Origin of the sequence: Gordonia sp. LUNF6 (assembly GCF_047041125.1) — a bacterium.
In the GTDB taxonomy this organism is placed as follows: Bacteria; Actinomycetota; Actinomycetes; order Mycobacteriales; family Mycobacteriaceae; genus Gordonia; species Gordonia sihwensis.
Genome location: NZ_CP178181.1, coordinates 3495023 through 3520468, shown reverse-complemented (window position 1 = coordinate 3520468; position 25446 = coordinate 3495023). Strand labels below are relative to the sequence as shown.

At 68.9% G+C, this 25446-nt stretch carries 19 protein-coding genes; 8 read left to right on the top strand and 11 right to left on the bottom strand.

Annotated elements, in window-relative coordinates:
• Window positions 1-4 precede the first annotated feature (4 nt).
• From mnhG to ACK8HH_RS16375, 6 genes are read right to left on the bottom strand one after another with little or no spacing between them, the layout of a single operon-like run.
• Complete coding sequence (mnhG, locus tag ACK8HH_RS16400) at window positions 5-337, bottom strand: monovalent cation/H(+) antiporter subunit G (protein WP_006898001.1); 333 nt, start codon at window positions 335-337, stop codon at window positions 5-7.
• Window positions 334-594, bottom strand: a complete 261-nt coding sequence (locus ACK8HH_RS16395; protein WP_006898002.1) for a monovalent cation/H+ antiporter complex subunit F — start codon at window positions 592-594, stop codon at window positions 334-336. The genes mnhG and ACK8HH_RS16395 overlap by 4 nt, the downstream gene beginning before the upstream one ends.
• The gene (locus ACK8HH_RS16390; protein ID WP_412475357.1) at window positions 591-1376 is read right to left on the bottom strand and encodes a Na+/H+ antiporter subunit E; all 786 of its coding nucleotides are present in this window, start codon (window positions 1374-1376) and stop codon (window positions 591-593) included. Before ACK8HH_RS16390 ends, ACK8HH_RS16395 begins: the two co-directional genes overlap by 4 nt.
• Entirely contained in the window at window positions 1373-3010 is a 1638-nt protein-coding gene (locus ACK8HH_RS16385; RefSeq protein WP_278125215.1) for a Na+/H+ antiporter subunit D, read from the bottom strand. Before ACK8HH_RS16385 ends, ACK8HH_RS16390 begins: the two co-directional genes overlap by 4 nt.
• Window positions 3007-3666 (bottom strand): Na(+)/H(+) antiporter subunit C, encoded by a 660-nt coding sequence (locus ACK8HH_RS16380; protein WP_062366465.1) that lies wholly within the window; start codon window positions 3664-3666, stop codon window positions 3007-3009. Before ACK8HH_RS16380 ends, ACK8HH_RS16385 begins: the two co-directional genes overlap by 4 nt.
• On the bottom strand, window positions 3666-6557 hold the full coding sequence (locus tag ACK8HH_RS16375) for a Na+/H+ antiporter subunit A (protein ID WP_006898006.1): 2892 nt from the start codon (window positions 6555-6557) through the stop codon (window positions 3666-3668). Before ACK8HH_RS16375 ends, ACK8HH_RS16380 begins: the two co-directional genes overlap by 1 nt.
• Before the next feature lie 83 nt (window positions 6558-6640).
• Between ACK8HH_RS16375 and ACK8HH_RS16370 the strand changes: the two genes are divergently transcribed.
• On the top strand, window positions 6641-7060 hold the full coding sequence (locus ACK8HH_RS16370; protein ID WP_006898007.1) for a hypothetical protein: 420 nt from the start codon (window positions 6641-6643) through the stop codon (window positions 7058-7060).
• 156 nt (window positions 7061-7216) lie between these two features.
• Window positions 7217-7810, top strand: coding sequence for a hypothetical protein (locus tag ACK8HH_RS16365; RefSeq protein WP_346076803.1), 594 nt, complete (start codon window positions 7217-7219; stop codon window positions 7808-7810).
• Between the two features lie 123 nt (window positions 7811-7933).
• Here the strand turns inward: ACK8HH_RS16365 and ACK8HH_RS16360 are convergent, their stop codons facing one another.
• Window positions 7934-11182 carry a (Fe-S)-binding protein gene (locus ACK8HH_RS16360; RefSeq protein WP_412475356.1) on the bottom strand — a complete coding sequence of 1083 codons (3249 nt, stop codon included), beginning with the start codon at window positions 11180-11182 and terminating at the stop codon, window positions 7934-7936.
• 424 nt (window positions 11183-11606) lie between these two features.
• Here ACK8HH_RS16360 and ACK8HH_RS16355 point away from each other — a divergent pair, with 424 nt between their 5' ends.
• On the top strand, window positions 11607-13019 hold the full coding sequence (locus tag ACK8HH_RS16355; protein ID WP_412475355.1) for a hypothetical protein: 1413 nt from the start codon (window positions 11607-11609) through the stop codon (window positions 13017-13019).
• A 237-nt stretch (window positions 13020-13256) separates the two neighbouring features.
• Here ACK8HH_RS16355 and ACK8HH_RS16350 read toward each other — a convergent pair whose 3' ends face one another.
• A complete protein-coding gene (locus ACK8HH_RS16350) occupies window positions 13257-14666 on the bottom strand; it encodes a WS/DGAT/MGAT family O-acyltransferase (protein WP_412475354.1) in 1410 nt (469 codons plus the stop codon).
• Window positions 14667-14800: 134 nt separating this feature from the next.
• Between ACK8HH_RS16350 and ACK8HH_RS16345 the strand changes: the two genes are divergently transcribed.
• The gene (locus ACK8HH_RS16345; RefSeq protein WP_278125206.1) at window positions 14801-15427 is read left to right on the top strand and encodes a vancomycin high temperature exclusion protein; all 627 of its coding nucleotides are present in this window, start codon (window positions 14801-14803) and stop codon (window positions 15425-15427) included.
• Between the two features lie 64 nt (window positions 15428-15491).
• Window positions 15492-16193 carry a hypothetical protein gene (locus ACK8HH_RS16340; RefSeq protein WP_062366477.1) on the top strand — a complete coding sequence of 234 codons (702 nt, stop codon included), beginning with the start codon at window positions 15492-15494 and terminating at the stop codon, window positions 16191-16193.
• A 32-nt stretch (window positions 16194-16225) separates the two neighbouring features.
• On the opposite strand, the gene ACK8HH_RS16335 is transcribed toward ACK8HH_RS16340, so the two are convergent.
• The 3 genes from ACK8HH_RS16335 to ACK8HH_RS16325 form a co-directional block, all read right to left on the bottom strand.
• A complete protein-coding gene (locus ACK8HH_RS16335) occupies window positions 16226-17440 on the bottom strand; it encodes an acyltransferase (RefSeq protein ID WP_412475353.1) in 1215 nt (404 codons plus the stop codon).
• A gap of 101 nt (window positions 17441-17541) precedes the next feature.
• Window positions 17542-19692, bottom strand: a complete 2151-nt coding sequence (locus tag ACK8HH_RS16330) for an acyltransferase family protein (protein ID WP_412475352.1) — start codon at window positions 19690-19692, stop codon at window positions 17542-17544.
• Window positions 19693-19765: 73 nt separating this feature from the next.
• Window positions 19766-20761 (bottom strand): alpha/beta hydrolase family protein, encoded by a 996-nt coding sequence (locus ACK8HH_RS16325; RefSeq protein WP_375003474.1) that lies wholly within the window; start codon window positions 20759-20761, stop codon window positions 19766-19768.
• Between the two features lie 191 nt (window positions 20762-20952).
• Between ACK8HH_RS16325 and ACK8HH_RS16320 the strand changes: the two genes are divergently transcribed.
• The 3 genes from ACK8HH_RS16320 (at window position 20953) to lon (ending at window position 25404) form a co-directional block, all read left to right on the top strand.
• Complete coding sequence (locus ACK8HH_RS16320; protein ID WP_006898017.1) at window positions 20953-22077, top strand: NDMA-dependent alcohol dehydrogenase; 1125 nt, start codon at window positions 20953-20955, stop codon at window positions 22075-22077.
• Between the two features lie 200 nt (window positions 22078-22277).
• Window positions 22278-22952 (top strand): hypothetical protein, encoded by a 675-nt coding sequence (locus tag ACK8HH_RS16315; RefSeq protein WP_006896043.1) that lies wholly within the window; start codon window positions 22278-22280, stop codon window positions 22950-22952.
• A gap of 79 nt (window positions 22953-23031) precedes the next feature.
• Entirely contained in the window at window positions 23032-25404 is a 2373-nt protein-coding gene (lon, locus tag ACK8HH_RS16310) for an endopeptidase La (RefSeq protein WP_412475351.1), read from the top strand.
• The last annotated feature ends 42 nt before the right edge of the window (window positions 25405-25446 follow it).

The following is a 25446-nucleotide window of genomic DNA, read 5'->3' as shown; positions in this document are numbered from 1 at the left end:
GGCGCTACCCGCCGTTTCGCGAGGACAGTTCGTCCTCGTCCAGAACGTCCTCCCCCAGGGCCTGCTCGCGATACACGAGGCGGCCGACGCGCTGGGCGACCACCGGCGCGGTGATGAGTGCGAACAAGCCGGTCAGGACCAGCATTCCGCCGTCCGGGTGGCTGTCGAGCCTGATGAAGGTGCCCGCGAGCACCAGGATCATGCCGAACGTCTGAGGCTTGGTCGCGGCGTGCATCCGGCTCAGCGTGTCGGGGAATCGGACGATCCCGATGGCGGCGGTGAGGGCCAGCAGCGAGCCGAGCAGGATCAGCGCCGCGGCCACGACGTCGAGGATCACTGGTCGTCCCTCACTCGGAAACGGGCCACGGCGATCGACCCGATGAAACCCACCAGGCTCAGCGCCACGATGCCCGGGACCACGGTGGTGTCGGTGGTGTAGGCCACCCACACCGACAGACCGGAGATCGCGATGGCGACCAGCGCGTCCACGCCGACGAGCCGATCGAGGGTCGAGGGCCCGCGAAGCGTGCGATAGACGGTCAGGAGCACGGCGGTGAGCAGCATCGCGGCACTGATGATCCAGACGACGGTCATGCCTTCTCCTTCCGTGAGCGCTCCTGCTCGACCACCCGACGGCGGTCGGCGAACGGGACGTGATGGTAATCGTCGTCGATTCCGTGGAACGGACTCGGATGCCACTCGTCGTCGCGCTCGAAGGTCTTGATGAACTGTCGCTCCACGTAGGCCATCTGCTTCAGGAACTCGTCGATGTACTTCTGTTTGCGCACGTCGAAGACGTGGATGTACAGCATCCGCTGGTCTTGATCGATCTCGACCACCATGGTGCCGGGCACCAGGTTGATGTAGTCGACGGCCAGCGTGAGCGTGAGGTCGGATTTGATGGCCATGTGCACGCGGACCACCGCACCGAGCGGCGGTTCGCCCGGCTTCACCGCGGCCCACGCCACCTGAGCGCTGGAGAGGAAGAAGTTGTAGATCATCGTGCCGACGAGCTTGAGCGCCGAGAGCGGGTGAAACCGACCCTCCACCGGCACCCGCGGCAGCGGCAGCAGGACCATCACCAGCAGGGCGATCAACGCGCCGACCACGATGTTGGCCCAGGTGACGTCGCCCCAGAGAAGCACCCAGACGAAGGTGAGCCAGGCGAAGCCCCACAGTCGCAGGCCGAACTCGCGCAGTGAGCCGCCGGCCCAGGCCGGGGCGTGCAGGTTCTCGTTCAGCCAGACGTAGGTCCGGACCGCGGGCCAGGCCAGGTGCACCAGGGTGACCCGCCACAGGTTGCCGAAGAATGCGGCCACCGGGCGCTTTCCGACGGGTTTCGCGTGCGGCTTGTCTGGGAACGGCGTGTTGCTCATGGCCGGCCTCCGTCGGTGGCGTGCGCGGGGTCGGGCCCGTGCAGAACCGTCGAGATGTACTCGCTGCGGTCGAGGACGCCGTGTGCGGCGTCGTCGGTGAAGTGGAAGATGGGCCCGCCCCACAGCGTCAGCGCCAGACCGGCGGCCACCATCGCCATCGTGGGCAGCACCATGGCCACCGGCATCCGGCCCACGTCCTCGCGTTCCTCGAGCAGGACGTCGGTGCCCTCTTCGATGAGCGCGGACGCGGTGCTCGACGCCATGGCGCCGTCGGGCGCGTCGGCGCGGGCCCGCCAGAACGCCTTGGTCCAGATACGGGCCATCACGTACAGGGTGAGCAGGCTGGTGACGACCGACCCGGCGACCAGCACCCACGCCAGCACCGATCCGTCCTGGGCACCGGCCTCCAGCAGCGCGACCTTGCCGATGAATCCCGAGAACGGTGGAATGCCGCCGAGATTCAGCGCCGGGATCAGGAACAGCCCGGCCAGCAGCGGACTCGCGATGAGTCCGCCGAGGCGCCGCAGCGACGCCGACCCCGCCTGCCGTTCGATCAGTCCCACCACCAGGAACAGCGTGGTCTGCACGAGGATGTGGTGGGCGACGTAGAAGATCGCCGCCGAGGTGGACAGCTCGGAACCGACGGCGATGCCGAACACCATGTAGCCGATGTGGCTCACCAGCGTGAACGACAGCAGTCGCTTGATGTCCGACTGCGCTATGGCGCCGAAGATGCCGACGAGCATGGTCAGCAGTCCCGCGATCATGAGCACGTTGTCCATCGATCCGCCGGGGAACAGCAGGGTGTGCGTGCGGATCAGCGCGTACACGCCGACCTTCGTCAGCAGACCCGCGAACACCGCGGTCACCGGGGCCGGAGCGGTCGGATAGGAGTCGGGAAGCCACGTCGAGAGGGGGAACACGGCCGCTTTGATGCCGAAGGCCACCAGCAGGACCGCGTACAGCGCGTTGCGGGTGCCGTCGGGCACGTCGTCGAGCCGGACGGCCATCTCGGCGAGATTGAGGGTTCCGGTGGTCGCATAGGCGAAGGCGATGCCGGCCAGGAAGATCAGCGACGACACCATCGACACCATGATGTACGACGCGCCGGCTCGCACGCGCTCGGCGCTGGCGCCCAGGGTGAGCAGGACGAAGCTCGCCGCGAGGAGCACCTCGAACGAGACGTACAGGTTGAACAGGTCGCCCGCGAGGAACGAATTGCAGACGCCCGCGGTCAGGATGAGATAGGTCGGCAGGAAGATCGACACCGGCTGCTCGGTGGTTCCGTCCCTGATGCCCTGCCCGATCGCGTAGACCACGACGCACAGCAGCACGGTCAGCGAGATGACCAGCATCAGCGCCGCGAGGCGGTCGACCACCAAGGTGATGCCGAGCGGCGTACCCGCGATGCCGCGGCCGTCCCAGCCGCCGACGTTGACCGCGAAGGTCCCGTGAGCGCTGGTGAGGTAGAGCATCAGGCCGGACGCGATCAGCGCGACGCCGATGGCGGACACCGAGACCGCGCGCTGGATGGTGGGGCTCCGGCCGGCCAGCAGCGTCACGGCGGCCGCCAGCAGCGGAACCATCGTCGGCAGCACGATGAGGACCGGGATCCAGGACGTCTGCGGCGTCATCGTGCCCCCTTCGCGTGCTCGTCGTCGTTCGGTTCGTCCGCGTCCCGCGGCATCTCGTCGCCGTCGTAAGGCAGGTACTCCAGGACCTCGGCGTCCTCGGGCATCAGGTCCGGCTCGTGGACGTTGAGGTGCGCCGCGATGAACTCCTCCGGCGTCAGCGGGTTGCCGTACTTGTCGAACAGGTCGCCCGCGACGGTGTCGGCGCCGGTGGCCGGATCGTCGCTGAGATCGCGATCGGGCTGGGACTCGGGTGTTCCCGTGAGGATCTTGATGTCTTCCTCGTCGTCGCCGAGTTCGTCGTCGGTCGCTGCCTCCGCGCCCGGCGGCAGCTTCTCCTCCTCGGCGGCCTGATTGATCTTGAAGAGCCGGTAGGTGACGGCCAGGACGAAGGCCGCGATGCCCAAGGTGATGACGATCGCGGTCAGGATCATTCCCTGCGCCAGCGGGTCGGTGTCGAAGCTCGCCCCGTCGGATTCGCGCCCGCGGATCGGCGGATGGCCGGGCGGACCGGCGAGGACGAGGATCATCAGATTCAACGCGTTGCCCGCCAGCAGCAGGCCGAACAGCATGCGGATGAGGCTGCGCTCGGTCAGCAGGTAGACGCCCGCGGCGGCCATGGCTCCGGCCACGATCAACAGGCCCAGGTTCACCGACATCACCTCACCTCCTCGGGCTCGGGAGCGGCCGGTTCGGCGGGCTCCGGCGGGGCGTCGGCCACGTCGAGCCGGGCGCCGAGGCTCCGGAGGATGTCCAGGACCAGCCCCACCACGATCAGGTAGATGCCGAGGTCGAAGAACAGGGCGGTGACGATGTGGAACTCGCCGAAGACCGGCAGGCTCAGATCGATGACGGCGGACGAGAGCGCCGGAGCACCGAGCGCCAGGGACACCGCCGCGGTGGTCGCCGAGACCGCGAGCCCGGCGCCGAGGATGGTGCCTGCCTCCACTCTCATCGCCTCGCCGAGTTCGTAGCGTCCGCCCGCGAGGTAGCGGAGCACCAGGGCCAGGCCCATCACCAGACCGCCGGCGAACCCGCCTCCCGGTGCGTTGTGTCCGGCGAAGAAGAAGTAGACCGAGAGCACCACCAGGGTCGGGAAGACGAGCCGCGTGGTGGCCTCGAGGATCAGCGACCGCTGCGCCGGATCACGCATCTCGCTGCCGCGCAGCCACGTGGTGCGCCCGTGTGCGGCGTCGTCCCCGTTGCGGCGCTGAGCGAGTGCCGAGTCGGTGACCCGGGGGACGGCGCCGAACCGGCGGCTCCGGAACACCATCGAGGCCACTCCGGTCGCCGCGACGATCAGGACGGAGATCTCGCCGAGGGTGTCCCAGGCGCGGATGTCGACGAGCAGGACGTTGACCGCGTTGGCTCCGTGACCGAACTCGTACGCGGCGTCGCCGAGGTAGACGTGCAGTGGCTCGGTGGACCGTGCCGCTGCGGCGAACAGCCCGATCACCACCAGCATCGCACCGAAGGCGACGGAGATCGCGATGCGGATGGGGCGATGACCGGTGCGCAGCTTCGGGGTCGCCTCCGACGGAAGTTTGCGCAGGACCAGCACGAACACGACCAGTGTCAGGCTCTCCACCAGAAACTGGGTCAGTGCGAGATCCGGGGCGCCGTACATGGCGAACAGGGCGCCGCAGCCGTATCCGGTGATGCCGAGGGTCAGCAGGCCGGCGAGGCGGTTGCGCAGCACGGCCGTCGCGATCGCCGCGGCGACCATCACGAAGCCGATGACGATCTCTTCGACGGTGTCGAATCCCGCCAGGTGCAGCGACTGCCTGCGTCCCAGGAACAACACGCTGACGGGCAGGATCACCGCGGTCGAGAGGATCACGCCCTGGGTGATGGGCAGTGAACCGCGTTGGGTGTTGCGGGTGACCCAGAGGGAGACGGTGTCGGCGGTGCGCAGCGCGCCGTCGTAGATCCGGTCGGCGTTGAGCCGCGGCGGATGAACGAAGACGTGCGCGCGGCGCGCACGCAGGAACAGGAACAGGCCGGCGCCGCCGGCGACCACGATGATCGAGAAGACGACCGGGAGACCGAAGCCGTGCCACTGCGCGAGATGCTCGATCTCCTCGCCGTAGGCGGGCAGCGACTGCGCATAGGGCTCGAACAGCGAGCCGATCCATCCCGACGCGAACGCCGCGACCACGCCGGCCGCCGACAGCAGTGCCGGAGGGACGAGGAACATGACGGCGGGCTGGTCGAGCTGTGCGACGGCCCTGGTCGGCAGGCGGCGGACCTTGCGTCCGAACGCGCCCCACAGGAAGCGCGTGGTGTACGCGAACGTGATGACCGAACCCACCAGCAGCACCACGTCGACTGCGTGCCGCTGCATCGGGGAGAGCGCGCCGGTGTCCCAGACGCTGCCGAAGGCGGTCTCCTTGCCGACGAAGCCGAAGGTGAACGGCAGGCCGGCCATGCTGGCGCCGGCCACCGCGGCGACCGCGGCGAGCCCGGGCAGTCGTGCGCCGAGGCGTGCGAGCTTGCGGATGTCGCGGGTTCCGGTGGACTTGTCGATGATGCCGACCACCATGAACAGGCACGCTTTGAACATCGCGTGCGCCACCACCATGGCCAGGCCGGCCATTGCGACGTTGGCGTCGCCCACACCCACCAGCACGGTGATGAAACCGAGCTGCGACACCGTGCCGAAGGCGAGGACGAGTTTGAGGTCCAGTTCGCGCAACGATCGCCATCCGCCGAGCACCATCGTGAGCAGACCGAGTCCGATGACCGGTATCTGCCAGCTCAGAAGGGGTGCGAAGGCCGGTGCGAGCCGCGCCACGAGGTACACGCCCGCCTTCACCATGGCCGCGGCGTGCAGGTATGCGCTGACCGGGGTGGGAGCGGCCATCGCGCCGGGAAGCCAGAAGTGGAACGGGACGATGGCCGACTTCGAGAGGGCGCCGATCAGCACCAGGATCACCGCGACGTCGATGTAGACGCTGCCGGCCGGCGGATGGGCGACGAGGTCCGACAGCAGGTAGCTTCCGGTCCGCTCGCCCAGCATGATGATGCCGACGAGCATCGCCAGCCCGCCGAAGGTGGTGACCAGCAGGGCCTGGGTCGCGGCGCGGCGCGAGGTGGCGCGAACCGTGTTGAATCCGACGAGCATGAACGACAGGACCGTCGTCGCCTCCCAGAACACGTACATGACCAGCGTGTTGTCGCTGACGACGAGGCCGAACATCGCGCCTGCGAAGGCCACGAGTTCGCCGCCGAAGACCGCGACTCTCCGGCGCATCTGCTGGAAGTAGTTGGCGCAGTAGATCAGCACCAGTGCGCCGACGCCCAGGATCAGCACCGACATGACGGCCGACAGAGTGTCGAACCGCAGCACGATGTCCATCTGCAGGCTGGGGATCCACTCGATCGTCTCCACGCGGGGCGGTGCGCCCGGGGCCGGCCAGTTGGCGACCACCCATGCCAGCCCGGCCGCCGGAGCGAGCGCCAGGACGTAGAAACCGCGGGAGCCGAGAGTCTTGATGATCGGTGGTGAAATGAGCGCACTGACGGCCAGGGCGATCAATACCAGGATCAAAATGGCACTCCGACTTGTGTCGAGGACGGGCGGGCGGGGTGTCGTGGTGACGAGAACTTGAGGTCTACCTTACCGTTTTCGATATGAAGGATTTTCGCAGACTGCTGGCAGCAGCGCTGATCATGGTGTGTGCGGGTGCGCTGTTCGTCGCATGCGGTTCCGATGACGAGCCGTCGCGGCCGGGTGTCGCGCTGCCGTCCGACTTCCCCGAATCAGACGTGCCGATGGTCGACGGAGCGGTGCTCACCGCATCGGGCGAATCGCCCCAGTGGCAGGTCACGGTGCAAGCGCACGCCTCCGACGGCAACCCGTTGACCAACGCGGTCACGAAGCTCACCGATGCCGGTTTCGCGGAGTCCTCCCGGGTCGACGACCCCCAGTCGAAGTCGGTGCTGCTGAGCAAGGACGTCGACGGCAGGCAACTGTGGGTCAACGTGGGACTGTCGTCGACGGCATCGGCCGGGGCCTCGACAGTGATCTATCAGGTGAGCTTCGCCGGCTGAGCGCCGTGCGGGTGAGGGCGGTATCGGTGCGGGCCGCGCCTCGCCGAACCCGAAGCGAACCGGTACGGGCGTCCCAGCGACCTCACAGATTCGGCGGGTTCCCTCGATGGTCGACGGCGATGACTGCGTCGCCACCGGACACGAGGATCGACCAGGATGACTGACCCCAACCGACCCCAGCACGACGACTCGGAGGCCCCCGGCGGGCAGACCGAGCCCCAAGCCGACCACCAGCCCGACCCGCAGGCCGGACCGGACCCCACGAGCACCACGGCCCCGACCGAGCCGATCGCACCGGTCGCCGGAACGCCGCCCGCCGACCCGGCGGCCGCGCCGGGACAGCCCGGGGCGGCCCATCACCGGCCGCCTCTGGTCGCGGCTCCGGCATCCACCGGCCCGCAGACCGTCGAGGTGCGGCGCAAGTGGCTCGTCGGGGGAGCGGTTGTCGGAGCCATCGCGTGTCTGGGACTCGCCTTCGGTGCCGGCTACGTCACGGGTGACCACACCGGCGGCCACCACAGGCAGAACGAGGCGCGATACGAGCGCGGAGCGACCATGCGCGGATTCATGGGGCAGGAGCGCAACGGCCTCGGTGGTCAGCGGTGGCGCATGATGCCGCCGGGATCGGCCAACGGCGACGGCCAGACGCCGGGGCAGCAGAACCAGACCCCCGATCAGAACCAGACTCCCGGGCAGCAGACGCCGGGCCAGTCGGGATCGGCGACCACGACGCCGGGAACCTCCAGCTGAACCGACGGCCCGCACGGGCCCGCGGCGAGACCGCACAGACGACGATGGCGGCGTCGGCACCCCTCGGGGTGGCCGATGCCGCCATCGTTCTGCGGTCGTCGCCTCGGCGACTCCCTGCCGGAATTACTTGCCGGGGCGCTTCTTCCCGGCGGCCAGACCGAAGCCCTTGGCCTTCGACGCACCGGTCTCGGTGATCGTCCGGCTGTCGGACGAGCCGGCCGCCGGAGCCGGAGCCTCGGCGGGCTCGTCGGTCTGAGCGGCGGTCTCGCCGGCCGCCGGCGCGGCGGGCTCTTCCGGCGCAGCAGGCTCCGGTACGGGTGCGGTCCCCGCGGGGGCCGAGGGCGCCGCCGCCGTCGCTGCAGCCTTCGGGGCGCCGGGCTTCCTGGCGCCCGGCTTCTTCAGGCCTGCGGCCATGCCGAACCCCTTGGCCTTGCCCTCGGTGCCCGACGTGGTGGCAGCGGCAGCGGAGGCCGCCGTGCCGGTGTCGGCGGCGGTTGCATCGGCCGGGGCCTCGTCGGCCGGCTCGGTCGCAGCCGACTCGGTCGCCGCGGGAGCCGTCGGCTCGGCCGGTGCTGCGGCTGCGGGCTTGGCCGCGCCCGGCTTCTTGGCTCCGGGCTTCTTGAGCCCGCCGGCCATACCGAAGCCCTTGGCCTTGCCCTCGGTGGCCGTGGTCTCGACCGGCGCCGCTGCCCCGCTCGTCGCTGACTCGGTTGCCGCTGACTCGGTCGCAGTGTCGTCGTTCGCGGGTGCCGCCGATGCCGCTGCCGCGGGCTTGGCCGCGCCCGGCTTGGGAGCGCCGCCGGGCTTCTTGAGTCCGCCCGGCTTCTTCAGCCCGCCGCCCATGGCCAGCCCCTTGGCGGGAACTGCCTGGGTGGTCTGCGCCGCAGGTGCGGCCGGGGCCGTGGCACCGCCGGGCTTGGGGGCACCGCCGGGCTTCTTGAGTCCGCCCGGCTTCTTGAGCCCGCCGCTCTTCGGCGCAAGACCCACGGCGGGCTTCGCCTCGGCCGGGGCCGCGGTGGCGGCCGGAGCTGCGGGCTTCGCCGCAGCGGCGACCGGCTCGGGCTCGGGGGCGCGCTCGGTCTGAATCGGCCCGAGGAAGTTGCCTCCGCGCTTGACCTCCGGACGGCCGCGCTTGACGCCCTCCAGGATCAGCTGGCTGACGTCCACGACCTCGACCTGCCCCTCGTCCTCGGTGCCCGAGGTCTGAGCGGTCACGCCGTCGGTGAGCATCACGCGGCAGAACGGGCAGCCGGTCGCGATCTTGCGGACCTGCTTGTTGCCGTCCGCGTCGGTCGGCCGGGAGTTCAGCGTGCTGAGCGCCTCGTCGACGCGGTCGACGTTGATGCGCTTGCCGATCTGCTCCTCCATCCACATCCGGGCGCCGCCGGCGCCACAGCACATGGAGCGTTCGCCGTGGCGAGGCATCTCGGTGAGCGTGGAGCCCGAGGACTCCATCAGTTCGCGCGGAGCGTCGTAGACCTTGTTGTGGCGGCCCAGGTAGCAGGGATCGTGGTAGGTGACCTGCTCGCCCGCCGGTGCGGCGACCGGCACCAGACGCTTCTCACGGACCAGCCGGTTCAGCAGCTGGGTGTGGTGGACCACCTCGTACTTGCCGCCCACCTGCGGGTACTCGTTGCCGATGGCGTTGAAGCAATGCGCACAGGTCACCACGATCTTCTTGCGCTGCTCGGGCGCGGTCGCGAACACCTCGTCGAAGGTGTCGATGTTCTGCTGTGCCAGCATCTGGAACAGGAACTCGTTGCCCGCACGACGAGCGGAGTCACCCGTGCAGGTCTCGCCCTGGCCCAGCACCATGAAGTCGACGGCCGCGATGTCGAGCAGTTCGGCAACGGCCTTGGTGGTCTTCTTCGCGCGGTCCTCGTAGGCGCCTGCGCAACCGACCCAGAAGAGGTACTCGTAGCCCTCGAACGAGTCGACGTCCTGGCCGTAGACCGGGATGTGGATGTCCATCTCGTCGATCCAGGCAGTGCGCTGCGAGGCGTTCTGGCCCCACGGGTTGCCCTTGTTCTCGAGGTTCTTGAACATGCCCGCGAGCTCGGACGGGAAGTCCGACTCGATGAGGACCTGGTACCGGCGCATGTCGATGAAGTGGTCGACGTGCTCGATGTCCACCGGGCACTGCTCCACGCAGGCGCCGCAGGTGGTGCAGCTCCACAGAGCCTCGGCGTCGATGACGGCACCGGTGGTGCCCTCGGACTCGCCGACCAGCTTGCGCTCGGCCTCGGCGCGAGCGGCCGCGGGGACCTTGTTCAGGCGGGCCTCGTCGACGTTGCCGTCGGCGTCGACGATGCCGACCTCGTCGCCGCCCATGTCCTTGCGGCCGCCGGCGAACAGGTACGGCGCCTTGGCCTGGCCGTGGTCGCGCAGCGACATGATCATCAGCTTCGGCGACAGCGGCTTGCCGGTGTTCCAGGCCGGGCACTGGCTCTGGCAGCGACCGCACTCGGTGCAGGTGGTGAAGTCCAGCCAGCCCTTCCAGCTGAAGTCCTCGATCTTGCCCGCGCCGAACGCGTCCACGTCCGGGTCGGCCGTCTCCATGTCCAGGACCTTGCCCTGGCTCATCATCGGCTTGGCCGCACCCAGTGCGACGCCGCCGTCGCTCTCACGCTTGAAGTAGATGTTGAAGAAGGCCGCGAAGCGGTGCCAGGCCACACCCCAGTCGATGTTGAGGCCGACGACGGCGAGCCAGACCATGCCGCTCATGAGCTTGACGACGGCCGCGGCGGTGACCCAGTAGACGGAGCTGCCCTCGAAGAGCTGGGCGAAGTAGTGCGTGAAGAACGAGGTCCAGACCGGCGGGTTCTCGATGCCCGACGAGATCTTGAAGGTCTTCACGAAGATCATGCCGAGACCCTCGATCAGGACCACTGCCTCGACGAAGTAGGCGGCGCCGAACCGCGAGCCCGAGAAGCGCGACAGCCGGGCAGGGACGCGGGGATGGTTCAGCTGACGGATGACCATCAACACCACGATGCCGATGACGGTGGCCAGACCCAGGACCTCGTCGGCGAAGATGTAGATGTTCCAGGCACCGATGACGGGCCAGTGGAATTCGGGATCGAAGATCTGACCGTACGCCTCGAACCAGAAGACGAAGCCGATCAGGAAGCCGAACATCACCAGCCAGTGGGCCCAGCCGACGGTGCGGAACTTGACCATGCGGGTGTGCGCGACGAATTCCTTCATCATCGTCGCGAAACGCTTCCCGGGGTAGGCGAACCGCGAGGGCTCCACCTTCTGGCCCTGGGCGATGGATCGGACCATCGTGCCCACGCCGCGAAGGAAGAGCGCCCAGCATACGAGGCTGAGTAATACGGCGATGGTTCCGATCACGGCGGTAGTCGTCGTCACTGGAAGTACCGGCCTTTCTGTCCAGGTCGTACCAAGACGTCAAAGCGCTCGGGTCATAGCACTCCGCGTCAACCTTTATTCCCTGGTTACCGTAAAGGTTCGACCCTGCTCGGGTCTGCCAAGGTTTGCCTAACTTCGCCTGCAGATCGGCCGTCACGGTTACCGTTCACCGGTACGTTACTCGCGAGTAATAAGAGGGTCCAGTCCGTATCGGGAGTGTGCTGAGGCGCACGAATCTGAGTCGACACGCCGAATTCGTGCCGTGAATCTGCGTCACCTGATCGGTTGAAAGTGGTGCTTATCACCCGAAAGTTACCGTTCGGTACGAGTCCGGCGGCGGGAGGCGGCAGCCCCGCGCGACGGGGGTGCCGGGCTCCTGTGTGAGCCATTCCCTTCGATTAGAGAAGAGTCCCAGGTGACCTCGATGGATACCCGATCTCGAAGCCGTCGGCAGCGACGCACCCGTCTGACGACGGGCCTCACCGCGGTCGCGGCGTCGGCCGCACTCCTCGCGGGCGGAGTCGGCGCCGCGCCGGCGAACGCCGCGAACGGCCTTCCGGATTTCCCCTCGTACAAGTGTGCGCCGGGGCAGCAGACCGCGCCCAGCCCCGTCGGCGACACCGTCGACTGCGGGGCTGCCCGCCCCGCGGTGCTCGCGAAGATCGGCGACGGCCTGATCGGCCTGGTGCTGCCCGATCTGGGCCTGAACCTCGCCGATATGAATTCGGCCACTGCCATCAGCCTGGCGCCGCTGTTCGGCACCTCGTACCCGGGCGCCGCGACGATCGCGGGCACCGGTCTGGCGTCGGCGCTCGCCGTCGGCGGCACCGCCAACGCGCAGGCCGACGCCTTCCTGTCCGGCGCCATCTCGGTCGGCAGCCTCGGCGCGGTCTCCGATTCGCGGGCCACCGGCGGCCTGGGGCTGTCGATCGGAGCGGGAGTGTCGGAGACCTCGGTCCGGGCACTCCCGCTCGGCGTCGCGATCGCGATGGGGCTGGGCGAGAACGCGACCGCCACGGCGCTCGGCGGCGTCGCGGTGGCGACCGGCTTCCTCGACGGCATCGCGAACGCGCCGGACCCGACCAAGAGTTCGGTGATATGCACGGCGCTGTACGGAAAGGCGCAGGTCACCGACGGGGAGACCGGAAAGAACTACTCGTCGTGCACCAGCGTGGCGTTCATCTTCCAGAAGTCGCAGCAGGGCGACGGGCCGGTGGTCTACTCGATCAAGAATCCGTTCTCGCTGACGCTCGGCTCTCCGCTGGCGCCGATGACGACCCTGCTCGACATGGTGGGTGCGCTCGGCATTCCGGCGCCCTTCCCGGACTCGGTGACCGGCATCCTCACCGGCAATGTGATCCCGACCTTCTCGCAAGACCTCATCCGTATCGTGATGACCGACCATGGGCCGCGGATCGAGACCGACCTGTTCGCCAAGAAGCCGGCTCCCACGCCGCCGGCGACCGAGCCGTCCACCGCGTCGACCGCGACACGGGTCGCCGATGTGCAGGCGACGAGCACCGCCGCGGCAGCCGACTCGGCGCAGACGACCGTTGGTTCGGAGGCCACTGAGAACACCTCCGCTGAGACCACGGCACCGTCCGGGGAGTCCTCGGCCACCGAGCCCGCCCCGGCGCCCGAGGCCGCGACCGAGGCTGCGCCGACCTCCGAGGCGCCGGCCGTCACCGACGAGCCCGCCGCCGAGCCGTCGCAGGACTCAGCGGCCGAGCAGCCCTCCGACGATCAGTCGTCGGAGCCCGCCGTTGAGCCGTCCGCGAACGAGAGCGTCGCTGACACCGCGGATTCCGCACCGGCCGCCGAGGCGCCCGCGGCGTGACCGATTCGGGCGATTTGCTGTGACCACCATCACTGCGAACTACCATGACGGTGTCGCAAACCGTCCGCGTTGGAGGGAGCAGTCCGATGATGAACAGCTGGAACAGAATCCGCCGGAGCCTCGCCGAGTACTTCGCGACGGGATCGGCTGTCGCACTGATCACGAGCGGACTGACCTGACTCGGTAGCGCGATCAACAGCCCGCCCCGCCACCGCGGGGCGGGCTTCGCGCTGCCGGTCACCGTGCCGGAGGCAGTGCCTCCAACTCGGCCAGCGACGTCTCCAGGTGGGCCAGTATGCGCTGGAGGCTCGGCAGCTGGGCCCGCGCACCGATGACGCCGAATCCGGCCTTGCCGCCGATCGTCGTGACGGTGATGTTCATGGCCTGCCCCTCCATCGGAATGGAGACCGGGTACGAGCCGTCCAGCCGGGCGCCGTTCCAGTACAGCGGCTCCTCCGGCCCGGGAACGTTCGAGATGATCAGATTGAACGCGCGCGGTGTGTACTCGACGAACCCGGGGACCGTCGCGAAGGCCAGCGGCCAGATGGTCGCGGCGCCCAGGGCGAGAGCCTGCAGCGGTTTGAGCCCGCGCACCACGTTCTTGGCGCCGTGGGTGGACGCCTTGATGGCAGCCACCCGGTCGGCGGGCGACTCGATGTCGGTGGCCAACCGCACGGTGATCGCGGTGACCGCGTTCCCGTCGGAGTCTCCGTCGCTGTGCAGCGACACCGGCATCATCGCCACCAGTGACTCGTCGGGCAGGCCGTCGTGATCGCTCAGGTAGCGGCGGAGTGCTCCGGAGCACATGGCGAGGATGACGTCGTTGATCGTCATCTGCTGCGCCCGAGCCACCGCGCGAAGCCTGGTGACCGGCCAGTCCTGCGCGGCGAAGCGGCGCGCCGAGCCTATCGACTGGTTCAGGATCGTCGACGGCGCCATCTGCATCGGGGCCACGTAATCCTTGTCGAAGACGCCCGCGGCGGCGATCCGGGCGGCGGCCGGCGCCATGCCGACCACCTGGCCCGCGGTGTCGGCGATCGCTCCGGCCACGCCCGTCACCGCACCGAGCAACCGCGACGAGCCCTTCGGCGGCCGTTGCTCCCGCCGCCGGCGGCGCCGTCGACGCACCAGCTCCATATCCCAGAAGGCGGTACCGGAACGGTCGTCGGGATCGGTGGAGAGGGAGCGCTGCAGCAAGCGCAGGGCGGAGACGCCGTCGACGATCGAATGATGGACCTTCGTGTAGAGCGCCACGCGGCCGTCCGCCAAGCCCTCGATGATGTGGATCTCCCACATCGGGCGACGGCGGTCGAGGAGGGCGCCGTGATTCAGCGACACGTAGCGGAGCAGGTCTTTGATCTCACCCGGACGGGGCAGAACGATGTGTCTGATGTGATAGTCGAAGTCGACCTCGTCGTCCTGCGTCCACGCGGTGTAGCCGGCGATCTGGGCGGGTGTGGCCGGGCGCTTGAGGAACATCGGCGAGACGTCGGTCGCGGCGTGGAAGCGTTCGGATATCTCGTCGGCCAGATCCTCGGCCGACTGGCCTTCGCGGGGTACGAACAGTTGCAGCCCGCCCACGTGCATCGGCTGATCTCGCGTCTCGGCGATCAGGAACATCGATTCGGTCACCGGCATGTACTGCATCGGCGTCTCCCCTCCCTGCGCGACCGCGCGTCCCGCTTGCGAGAGATTGTGACAGCCTTCCGGTCGGGATGACCGGGGGACCCGGGACCGGGTCGGTGTGCCCGGGTGGCCGGCGCTGCGTCTAGGTTGGACCGGTGCCCCTGCGTTCCCCCGCGATCCGGCGTCTGATTCCGGTGATTCTGCTGTCAGTGATCGCCGTCGAAGCGGTCGTCACGATCGCGTCGGTGTGGATGGCAGTGGGTGCGCGGGGACGAGTGGTGCAGGCCTCCGAGATCCCGGACGACGCGCCCCGCACCATGATCGTGCTCGGAGCCAAGGTCCGCGACGGGCAGGTCGGCGACTACGTCGGGCCGCGGCTCGACGTGGCGGTGAACGCCTACCGGTCCGGCCGCGTGGACCGCATCGTCGTATCCGGCAACGACGCCGACTCCGCGGGCAACGAGGTACGGGTGATGCGCGCGTACCTCCAGGCCCACGGAGTGCCGTCGACGAGCATCGTCGACGATCCGCTCGGGGTGAACACCAACGCCACATGCCGCCGGGCCGCGACGATGTACGACGTCCGCTCCGCGATGATCGTGACGCAGAACTTCCACGTGGCGCGCGCGGTGACGCTGTGCCGCGCGTGGGATGTCGACGCGCTGGGCGTGGTGGCGCCGTGCGACCGCTGCTCGCCGCTGAGCCTGGTCCGCAACCAGCTCCGCGAGGCGCTCGGCTCACGGCCGCGCGCGGTGATCGACACCGTCCGCGCACGCCGCTGAGCCGCGGGCTGCGGCGGTCATTCGGACGGCGTATCGCCGCCGTCGCCGGCCGTAGCGTGAGTCCATGCCTGACAACCCCGCCCGCAGCGGCGCGAGTGCGGCCGCCGCATCGGCCGGCCAGGTCCGGGTCTCGGGTCTGGCGGTCGCGACCGGCGCGTCGCACGACCGCCGTCTCGGACCGGCGCACGCCGCGCTCGGCGACGCGGGGCTCGAGGTCCGCGACGTGGTCGCGGTGATCCACGTGAGGCCGCCGGCCGGCGACACCTGGTCGGCCGAGCGGGTGCGCGACGAACTGGGACTCGGGGGAGCCCCTGCGGTGCGCGCACTCGATGTGGTCGACGACGGCTGCGGGGTGCCGTCGTCGATCGCGGTGGGATCGTCGATGCTGGCGCAGACGCACGGCGCGGTGCTGGTGGTGGTCGCGGGAGCGGCCGCGGTGCTCACCGGCACCCCGCAGCCGGGACACCGCCGCGGCGACCGGAACGGTTCGGCTCTGCGGTCGAGCGCCGACTCGGACGGTACGCATGCCGCAGTCGAGCGGGTGCTGACCGCGGTCGGCGACGATCTGCCGATCGTGGCCGTGGCGCCCGGAGGCATCCGGCTCGCGGCCGGCCGTCGCTTCGTGGCGACGAGCCTGTCGACGCACGCCGCCGCACCGATCGAGGGGCTCATCGACGCGCGCGCCGGCGGACACTCCGAGGTGGTGCTGGTGACCGCGAACGGGTCGGGCCACGCTGCCGCCGTGGTGTGCCGGTTGCGCGACTGAGTCCGAGCCGCGCCGAAGGTCGGCCCGGCGGGTCAGATCGTCGGCCGGAACGGAAGCCGCGGGCGTCCGGTGAGGTACAGCGACCCCGGGAGTCGGCGCAGCACTTCGACGACGGCGAGCGAGATCGTCAGTGTGCTGACGTACACCGTCAACGTCGCGAGCGGCTGCGGGATGTGGGCGACGAGCCACTTCTGGCCGTCGTCGGTGACCGGGCGCAGCAGGAAGAACAGCACCATCACGTGTACCAGGAACACCGGGAACGACCGGTTGGACGCGTAGGCGACCACTTTCGCCATGATCGGCGTCCGCTCACGGTGGAACGTGGCCCAGTGCAGTCCCGTCGCGTACACGCTGATGGCCGCGACCACGATGAACGGGAGCAAGGTGAGCTCGAACGGACTGCCCGGATCGTTGATCGGCGCACCGGAGAACAGCACCCGGTGCACGTAGGCGCCGACGGCGAGCAGACCCGTGCCCAGCAGGAGCCAGCCGAGCAGTTCGCCGCGCCCTCGCAGCCACTGCCCGATGCGTTCCCGGTGGTCGGCGGCCAGCGCACCGAGGATGATGAGCAGCTGGTAGGGCACCACGGTGGCGTACAGATGGCTCCACAGCTCGGCCATCCCGGTCGGCGGAGTCCAGTAGCAGATGAGACTGAAGACGGTGATCTGGAGCGCCGCGCTCGCGCCGAGCAGCCACCAGTGCCGGCCGCGGGTACGCGCCACCAGCCGGCGGATCAGCGGGAACAACAGGTACACCTGCAGCATCACGAACAGGAAGTACAGGTGGTAGGCGGCCGTCCCCCATTTGATGCGGTCGAACAACTCGTCCAGGCTGCCCGGGACGTCACCGAGGCGTCCGCTCGCCCACATTCCCTCGATTGTCCAGTACAGCACCGACCACACCAGGTAGGGCACGATGACCAGCTTGATCCGGCGCCGCCAGAACGACGTGGCGCGGAAGTCGGGACGGTCGAGGTACTGGTACATGAGCACGAAGCCGGTGAGCGCGAAAAAGATGTTCCGGGTGGAGTGGAACAGCAGCGCGGTCCCGTTGGTGCCCATGCTGGTGAACTCGGCGGTCGTCGACGTGAGCGTGTGCACGAAGATGACCAGGGCGAACGTCATCGTGCGCACCAGGTCGACGTGATGCAGGTAAGGGCGTTTGGCCGGCGCCGGCGCCGGCGGCGCGGAGCCTACGGCGGGAACGGTCGGGGTAGCCGCCTCGGGGAGGACAGCTGTGGACGACATCGGGTGACCTCACGGTTGCGGGGGAGCGGATCAATCGGACACGCTAACAGCCCACCCTGTGCACTCACTGTGTGCCCGCTGCCGGGCCGGTGTCGGTCCCGCTACCACCAGCCGGTGGCTTTCTGCAGGTCACGGTCGAGGAACGGCGCCAGGCTGCGCATGAAGGCGGTGGAGACGTGGTGGTAGTCGTGCCACACCAGGATGTTGCCGACCACAGCCGGGCAGTAGGTGTCGTTGCAGAAACCGTCGCTGTAGTCCAGGAAGGTCATGTTCGGGAAATCCGGGATCAGCGCGTCGGCCGGGTTCACCGGCGACAGCGCCCGTGACCGCTCCACGCCGCACACACGCGGAAGCTTGCCGGAAGCGATGCACTCCGGAGGTGAGAGCGGTCCGTGCGCCCATGGGGTGTCGCGTACGGCGACCACCTTCTGCCCGCGGTCGCGGAACTCCTTGAAGTAGTCGACGTAGCCGCGCGGCACCACGTCGCCGTTCTGCCCGGTGGGGGCGGGCCGGGTGGCGGTGGTGAAGACGACGTCGGGCCGGTCGACGGCCAGCTTGTCGACCACCGCCCGCGACCACTCGTTGCATTCGGTGAGGGTGCGGCCGTCGAGTTCCACCTCGGCCTCGGTCGAGAGCGCGCAGCCCGCCTTCATGTACGTCGTGACGCGGAAACCGCGGTTCTTGCCGATCTTGTCGAGCGCGGTCATCCAGTGCTCGGAATGCGAGCCGCCGACCACGGCGACGGTGTGCGCGCCCTGCGGATCGCCGTACACGCCGACCTTGATCGCGGGATCGCCGAAGTTGGAGAAGTGGTCCCAGTGGCTCAGCGGCCAGTCCTCGGCGGCGGCCTCCGGCGACGGCGCCACCGGCACGGCCGGACTCGGCGCACCCTCCAGGAGGGCTCGGGCACCGGGATACTCGCGGGGGTCGAGATTGGTGGTGTCGACGATCATCTGACTCTGGCGGTGCTGCCAGTAACCGGCACTCGCCACGGCGAAGACCGAGGCGACGATGAGGATCGCGGTGAGCCCGCGCCGGTAGCCCGCCGAGAAGCCGCCGCCGCGTCCCGCGCGCAGCGGCGTCTCGACGAACTTCGTCATCAACCAGGCGAGAATCACCGAGACCACCAGGATCGCGGTGCCCTCGGCGAAGTTCACGTCGTCGACGAATCGCCAGTTCATGTAGAAGATCAGCAGCGGCCAGTGGATCAGGTACAGCGAGTACGCGATGGAACCGAGCCAGACGATCCACGGGTGGGCCAGGACCAGGCCGCCGGGGCTCAGGTCGTTGCCGGGGACCGCCCGCGTCGCGGTGGCCGACGAACCGACCCAGATCAGCAGGAGCGTCGATCCGACCGGCACCAGCGCCATGACGGCCGGATACTCCTGGACGCCCGCGATCCAGAATCCGGACGAGGCGATCATCGCAACGGCGAACACCGTCAGCAGCGTGCGCAGCCAGTTCGTCAGGCGCAGCCTGGGCATCCAGACGGCGAGCAGACCGCCGGCCAGCGGCTCCCACATGCGGGCCACGGTGTCGTAGTAGTTGAACGGCTGGTTGATCCCGTGCCGGTAGTTGGCCCACGCGAAGGACACGAGCGTCACCGCGAGCAGCGACGTCCCGACGATCGCGCGGATCACGTTCGGGCGCGCCAGTGCCTCCCAGCGTGCGACACCCCATTTGAGGAGGCCGCCCAGGGCGAGCGCGGTGAGGAGGGTCAGAACGAAGAACTGGCCCTGCATCGACATCGACCACAGATGCTGCATCGGGCTGATCGCGGAGTCGGCGGCGCCGTAGTCCTGCGAGAGGAAGGCCAGGTGATAGTTCTGGTAGTAGAAGGCCGAGGCGATGATCTCCTCGCCGAGCGGACCCCAGCGGGTGCTCGGCATGAGCCACCAGACGCCTGCCGCGATGAAGGCGAGCAGCAGGAACATCGCCGGAAGCAGGCGGCGCAGCAGCCGGCTCAGCCGGGGCCACGGATCCACCGCCGCGCGCCAGGAGACATCGGCCGGCTGGGTTCGGATCACGTGCTTGAGCAGCGAGGCGACGAAGAAGTAGCCGGACAGCGTCAGGAAGACGTCCACGCCGCCGGACACGCGGCCGAACCAGACGTGGAAGACGGCGACGAGGAAGATCGCGATGCCGCGCAACCCGTCGAGGTCGGGCCGGTAACCGGAGGTGTTCCCGGTGGCGGCGTCTTCGTTGTGTCGAGTCGGCGGTCCCGCCGTAACGTCGGTTCCAGCAGACTTCACACGCCGGATGCTACTGGGATCGTCCCGGCGATTTCCATTCGCAACGCGCGGCGGCGGCCGGCTGCGCCAGCGGTCATGGACGAAGCGCTTCTGCGGCGATCAAGTCGATCAGTGAACGGTAGGCCGCCGAATGCGCCTCGAACATCGATGTGTGCGTCGCACCGGGCAGCAGTTGCAGTCGACCGTGCCCCCGGTGCAGCAGGTACTCGGCGACGAATCGTTCGGAGTTGACCGCCGACACGAGTCGGTCGGCCGTGCCGTGCACCGCTACGATCTCGGGCGCGGACGCCTCGTCGCCATCAGCGGCCAGTTCCAGCGGGTCCACGGCGCGGTAGCGGTCGGCGACCGCGCTGGGCGGTCCGCCGAGGGCGCGGATCACACGGGAGTCGCCGTGCGTGGCGGAGAACACCATGTCGAGCGGCCCGGACACGCTGATGACCGTCGACGGCCGCCAGCGCGGAGGGCCGAGACCGAGACCGGGATCGTCGGCAGTGCGGAGTGCGGACCACACCGCGAGTTGGGCGCCGGCGCTGTGGCCGGCGAGCACCGAGTTCCGCAGGGTGATCTGCGGATGCGCGCGGATCACGGCGGGCAGATCGTCGAGAGCGGCAGCGACGTCGGTGAACGTGGCGGGCCAGCCGCCGCCGCTCCCCAGGCGCCGATACTCCACGTTGTAGACGGCCAGGCCGCGGGCGGTGAGGTCGCGTGCCAGACGGTCGAAGCTGTGCGCACCGACACCGCGCGCCCAGGCGCCTCCGTGCACCAGCACCACCAGCGGAAGCCTCGGGTGGGCAGGTGAGACGGTCGGCAGATAGAGGTCGGCGTAGTTCTGAGTGGGGTCGGCGTGCGCGGCCGGATACGCGATGCGCTGGAGGAAGGGCTCGGCCGACGTGACGACGGCTCGATGCGCCGCCGGGGTGATGGTCGAGTGGCTTCGGTGCGCTGCCGGTGCGCCGTGCGGCGATGAGCCGGGCCCCGCTTGCCACAGCAGAACGCCGAGCAGCGCGGCCGCCGCGAGCAGAGTGGAGACCACGCCGACGATGACGGGGTGGTCGCGCTTGAACTTCATCGCCTCGATTCTCTGCGTCGCCGCTGACAGTTCGCAGACGAGTACCTCTCGTCCCGCAGGAGATCGCGGAAGAATCCGCAGTCGTTACCACCGATACGCCCAATCTCGCCTGACGGCACCGAGTCCGACGCACCATGGAGTCAGCCGCGCGCAGGTGACGCGCGGCACAGTCGAGAAGAAAGCGTGACGCGATGAAGACGAAGGCCGCGGTTCTGCACGGTGTCAACGAGGACTGGAAGATCGAAGAAGTCGAGCTGGGCGACCCCGTCGCGGGTGAAGTCCAGGTCCGGCTCGTCAGTTCGGGACTGTGTCACTCCGACCATCACCTGCGGACCGGCCAGAGTCCGGCGCCGATGCCGGTGGTCGGAGGCCACGAGGGTGCGGGCGTCGTCGTGAAGGTGGGAGAGGGCGTCACTCGTTTCGCGGAGGGCGACCACGTGGTCACCGCTTTCATCCCCGCCTGCGGTGTGTGCGGACCGTGTTCGCGGGGCCAGCAGAACATCTGCGACGAGGGAGCCGGCCTGCTCACCGGCAAGGCGATCTCCGACAAGACCCACCGGGTGACGATGAACGGTGAGGGCCTCACCCAGATGTGTCTGCTCGGCACCTTCTCTCCGTACATCACCGTCAACCAGGCGTCACTGGTCAAGATCGAGGACGACATCCCGCTTCAGCAGGCCGCGCTCCTCGGCTGCGGCATCGCGACGGGCTGGGGTTCGGCCACCGAGATCGGCGGAACCAAGGTCGGCGACACGGTGGTCGTCGTCGGCATCGGCGGAGTCGGAATCAACGCCGTCCAGGGCGCCAGTGCGGCCGGCGCCCGGCACGTCGTCGCCGTCGACCCGGTGAAGTTCAAGCGAGACATGGCCGAGAAGCTCGGCGCCACGCACACCTTCGAGAGCATGGAGGAGGCGATCCCGGCGGTCGGAGAGATGACATGGGGAACCATGGCGAACACGGTCATCCTCACCGTCGGCGAGATCAAGGGCGAGTACATCGCGCCCGCGATGGCCATGACCGCCAAGGGCGGCCAGACCGTGGTGGTCGGCATGGGCGACTTCCAGGCGATGGACGTCAAACTCAACCTCTTCGATCTGACGCTGATGCAGAAGCGGGTGCAGGGGGCCATCTTCGGCGGCGCCGGCCCGCGCACTCAGGTGCCGAAGCTCCTCAACGAGTACCGGGCGGGCAAGCTGAACCTCGCCGACCTCGTCACCCAGACCTACCGCCTCGAAGAGATCAACAAGGCCTACGACGACATGCTCGAGGGCCACAACATCCGCGGCATGGTGGTCTTCGACGAGGCCGACTGGTAGTCGCGGCTCGTTGAGCGAGGACCCTCTCAGGCCGGTTGAGCGAGCGCCCTCTCAGGCTGGTTGAGCGAGCGCCCTCTCAGGCTGGTTGAGCGAGCGGAGCGAGTCGAAACCACCACCGCCGCCCCGCTCGCCCACCCACCCCACCCCATCGAGCAGTTTTCGAGAAGCATCGCGAACCGTGCACTCGTAGCGTCAGTCGTATGACGAACATCAACACACTCACCCTGCAGGTCGCCGACGTCGAGGCGGCGAAGTCCTTCTACGACGAGGCGTTCGGGATCGGCGACCGTCTGCGCTTCGAACAGGCCACGCCGCCGACGTCGGGCTTCCGCGGATTCGTGATCTCCCTCGTGGTCGCCGACCCCGCGGTCGTCGATTCCTTCATCGAACCGGCGATCACGGCGGGCGCGCGCGTCGTCAAGCCCGCCAAGAAGTCGTTCTGGGGATACGGCGGTGTGCTTCAGGCACCGGACGGCACCCTGTGGAAGATCGCGGCGTCGTCGAAGAAGTCCACCGGTGCGCCCTTGCGCGTGGTCGACTCCCTGGTACTGCTGCTCGGCACCTCCGACATCACCGCCAGCAAAGCCTTCTACGTCGACCACGGGCTCACGGTGGCGAAGAGCTACGGCCGCAAGTACGTCGAGTTCGAGGCCGCCGACGGCGCCGTCACCCTCGCCCTGTACGGCAGGAAGGGCGCGGCGAAGGACGCGGGTGTGCCGCCGGAGGGCAGCGGTTCGCACCGGCTCGTCGTCGGTTCCGATGCCGACGCATTCGTCGATCCCGACGGTTTCGCCTGGTCACCGGCGAGTCTGACATCGGGTCAGCCGCTGTCGGCGCAACCTCGCCGTGCCGACGCCGGAGGGGCCACGGCCTGATCGCCCAGGGCGAACACCGTTCCGGAACAAACAAAGGGCACCCTCGGTTGAGTCGAGCAGACTGAACTTTGGAGGTGTGATGTCTGAGAACATTTCCGTTCCCGTGCTGTTCGTTCCCGATCTCGTGGTGCTGCCCGGGATGGTGGTGCCCGTGCCGCTCGACGATGCCGCGCAGGCCGCCGTCGACGCGGCCCGCGCGAGCGACAGCGCAGAACCCGGTGCGGGCAAGATCCTGATCGCCCCGCGCCTCGACGACCACTACCCGACACACGGCGTGATCGCCTCGGTGGTGCAGGTCGGTCGCATGCAGGGCCGAGACGGCCACGTCGCGGTGATCCGCGGCGAGCAGCGCGCACACATCGGTGCCGGAACCACCGGTCCGGGTGCGGCGCTGTGGGTGGAGGTGGAGCTGGTTGAGGAGACCGAACCCACCGAGACCACCCGCGGACTGGCCGCCGAGTACCGCAAGGTGGTACTCGCGATGCTGCAGCGCCGGGAGGCGTGGCAGGTGATCGACGCCGTCAACCGCCTCACCGATCCGTCCGCCCTCGCCGATACCTCGGGCTATGCGTCGTGGATCAGCGATGAGCGCAAACGTCGGTTGCTGGAGACCGAGAACGTCGACGAGCGGCTGCGGCTGTTGATCGACTGGACCGGGGAGCACCTGGCGGAGACAGAGGTCAGCGACAAGATCGCGGCCGACGTGCGCGAGGGCATGGAGAAGACGCAGAAGGAGTTCCTCCTGCGCCAGCAGCTCAACGCCATTCGCAAGGAACTCGGGGAGGACGAGCCGGACGGTGCCGAGGACTACCGGACTCGCGTCGAGGGCGCCGATCTGCCCGAGAAGGTCCGTGAGGCCGCTCTTCGGGAGGTCGGGAAGCTCGAGCGAGGAAGTGATCAGAGCCCCGAATCCGGCTGGATCCGGACCTGGCTCGACACGGTGCTCGACCTTCCGTGGTCGGTCCGGACCGACGATTCGACCGACCTGATCGGGGCGAGGGAGATCCTCGACGCCGACCATCACGGTCTGGAGGACGTGAAGGACCGGATCGTCGAGTACCTGGCGGTCCGCGCCCGGCGTGCCGAACGCGGATTGTCGGTGGTGGGCGGTCGCGGTTCCGGCGCGGTGATGGTGCTGGCCGGACCTCCCGGGGTCGGTAAGACGTCGCTCGGCGAGTCGGTGGCCCGCGCGCTCGGTCGCAAGTTCGTCCGCGTGGCGCTCGGCGGTGTCCGCGATGAGGCCGAGATCCGCGGTCACCGCCGCACCTACGTGGGCGCGCTGCCCGGACGGATCGTCCGTGCCATCGGCGAAGCCGGTTCGATGAATCCCGTCGTCCTGCTCGACGAGATCGACAAGGTGGGCTCCGACTACCGTGGCGACCCCGCGGCGGCGCTTCTGGAAGTCCTGGACCCGGCGCAGAACCACACGTTCCGCGACCACTATCTGGATCTGGACCTGGACCTTTCGGACGTGGTCTTTCTCGCTACCGCGAACGTGGTGGAGAACATTCCGTCGGCGCTGCTGGATCGCATGGAGCTGGTCACGATCGACGGCTATACCGAGGACGACAAGGTCGCCATCGCGCGTGACTACCTGGTTCCGCGACAGCTGGAGCGGGCCGCGCTCACGGCGGACGAGGTGAGTGTCACCGAGGGCGCCTTGCGTGAGATCGCCGCGAACTACACCCGTGAGCCGGGTGTTCGGCAGTTCGAGCGGATGCTGGCGAAGGTGGCGCGGAAGGTCGCGGTGCAGGCCGGCGCCGGGAGCGAAGCGAGCGGGCCGATCGTCGTCGACGAGACTGCGCTGGTGGAGTACCTCGGGCGACCGCGGTTCACTCCGGAAACCGCCGAGCGCACCGAGGTTCCGGGCGTCGCCACCGGTCTGGCCGTGACGGGAATGGGTGGCGACGTGCTGTTCATCGAGGCGCTGAAAGCGGCGGGCACGTCGGAGAAGGGCGAGCACGCGGCCGGACCGCAGCTGAAGCTGACGGGCCAGCTGGGTGATGTGATGAAGGAGTCGGCGCAGATCGCGCTCTCGTACGTGCAGGCGCACGCCGCCGATTTCGGCATCGATCCGGCTGATCTCAACGGCACGGTGCACATCCACTTCCCGGCCGGTGCGGTTCCTAAGGACGGACCGTCCGCGGGTGTCACGATGGTGACCGCGTTGGTGTCGATGCTGACCGGCCGGCGGGTGCGCAGCGATGTCGGCATGACCGGCGAGGTGACCCTGAACGGGCGCGTGCTGCCGATCGGCGGCGTGAAGCAGAAGCTGCTCGCCGCGCAACGGAACGGGTTGAAGACGGTCTTCATCCCGCAGCGCAACGAGGCCGATCTGGACGAGGTTCCGGCCGAGGTGCTCGAGGCGCTCGAGGTGAAGCCGATGACGGATGTCGCGGTGATCGTCTCGGAGGCCCTTGAGCCTGTGGAACAGGCGCGCGCCGCGGCGTGATGAGAATTTTGGCTCCTGGACGGGTCTCACAGACCTGTCCGG

What these genes read in the sequence shown, in the direction of transcription:
- ACK8HH_RS16365 (WP_346076803.1), top strand. Translation starts at nt 7,217, where the DNA reads ATGACTGACCCCAACCGACCCCAGCACGACGACTCGGAGGCCCCCGGC.
- ACK8HH_RS16370 (WP_006898007.1), top strand. Translation starts at nt 6,641, where the DNA reads ATGAAGGATTTTCGCAGACTGCTGGCAGCAGCGCTGATCATGGTGTGT.
- ACK8HH_RS16355 (WP_412475355.1), top strand. Translation starts at nt 11,607, where the DNA reads ATGGATACCCGATCTCGAAGCCGTCGGCAGCGACGCACCCGTCTGACG.
- ACK8HH_RS16325 (WP_375003474.1), bottom strand. Translation starts at nt 20,761, where the DNA reads ATGAAGTTCAAGCGCGACCACCCCGTCATCGTCGGCGTGGTCTCCACT.
- ACK8HH_RS16340 (WP_062366477.1), top strand. Translation starts at nt 15,492, where the DNA reads ATGCCTGACAACCCCGCCCGCAGCGGCGCGAGTGCGGCCGCCGCATCG.
- ACK8HH_RS16350 (WP_412475354.1), bottom strand. Translation starts at nt 14,666, where the DNA reads ATGCAGTACATGCCGGTGACCGAATCGATGTTCCTGATCGCCGAGACG.
- ACK8HH_RS16390 (WP_412475357.1), bottom strand. Translation starts at nt 1,376, where the DNA reads ATGAGCAACACGCCGTTCCCAGACAAGCCGCACGCGAAACCCGTCGGA.
- ACK8HH_RS16380 (WP_062366465.1), bottom strand. Translation starts at nt 3,666, where the DNA reads ATGTCGGTGAACCTGGGCCTGTTGATCGTGGCCGGAGCCATGGCCGCC.
- ACK8HH_RS16385 (WP_278125215.1), bottom strand. Translation starts at nt 3,010, where the DNA reads ATGACGCCGCAGACGTCCTGGATCCCGGTCCTCATCGTGCTGCCGACG.
- ACK8HH_RS16315 (WP_006896043.1), top strand. Translation starts at nt 22,278, where the DNA reads ATGACGAACATCAACACACTCACCCTGCAGGTCGCCGACGTCGAGGCG.
- lon (WP_412475351.1), top strand. Translation starts at nt 23,032, where the DNA reads ATGTCTGAGAACATTTCCGTTCCCGTGCTGTTCGTTCCCGATCTCGTG.
- ACK8HH_RS16335 (WP_412475353.1), bottom strand. Translation starts at nt 17,440, where the DNA reads ATGTCGTCCACAGCTGTCCTCCCCGAGGCGGCTACCCCGACCGTTCCC.
- ACK8HH_RS16320 (WP_006898017.1), top strand. Translation starts at nt 20,953, where the DNA reads ATGAAGACGAAGGCCGCGGTTCTGCACGGTGTCAACGAGGACTGGAAG.
- ACK8HH_RS16395 (WP_006898002.1), bottom strand. Translation starts at nt 594, where the DNA reads ATGACCGTCGTCTGGATCATCAGTGCCGCGATGCTGCTCACCGCCGTG.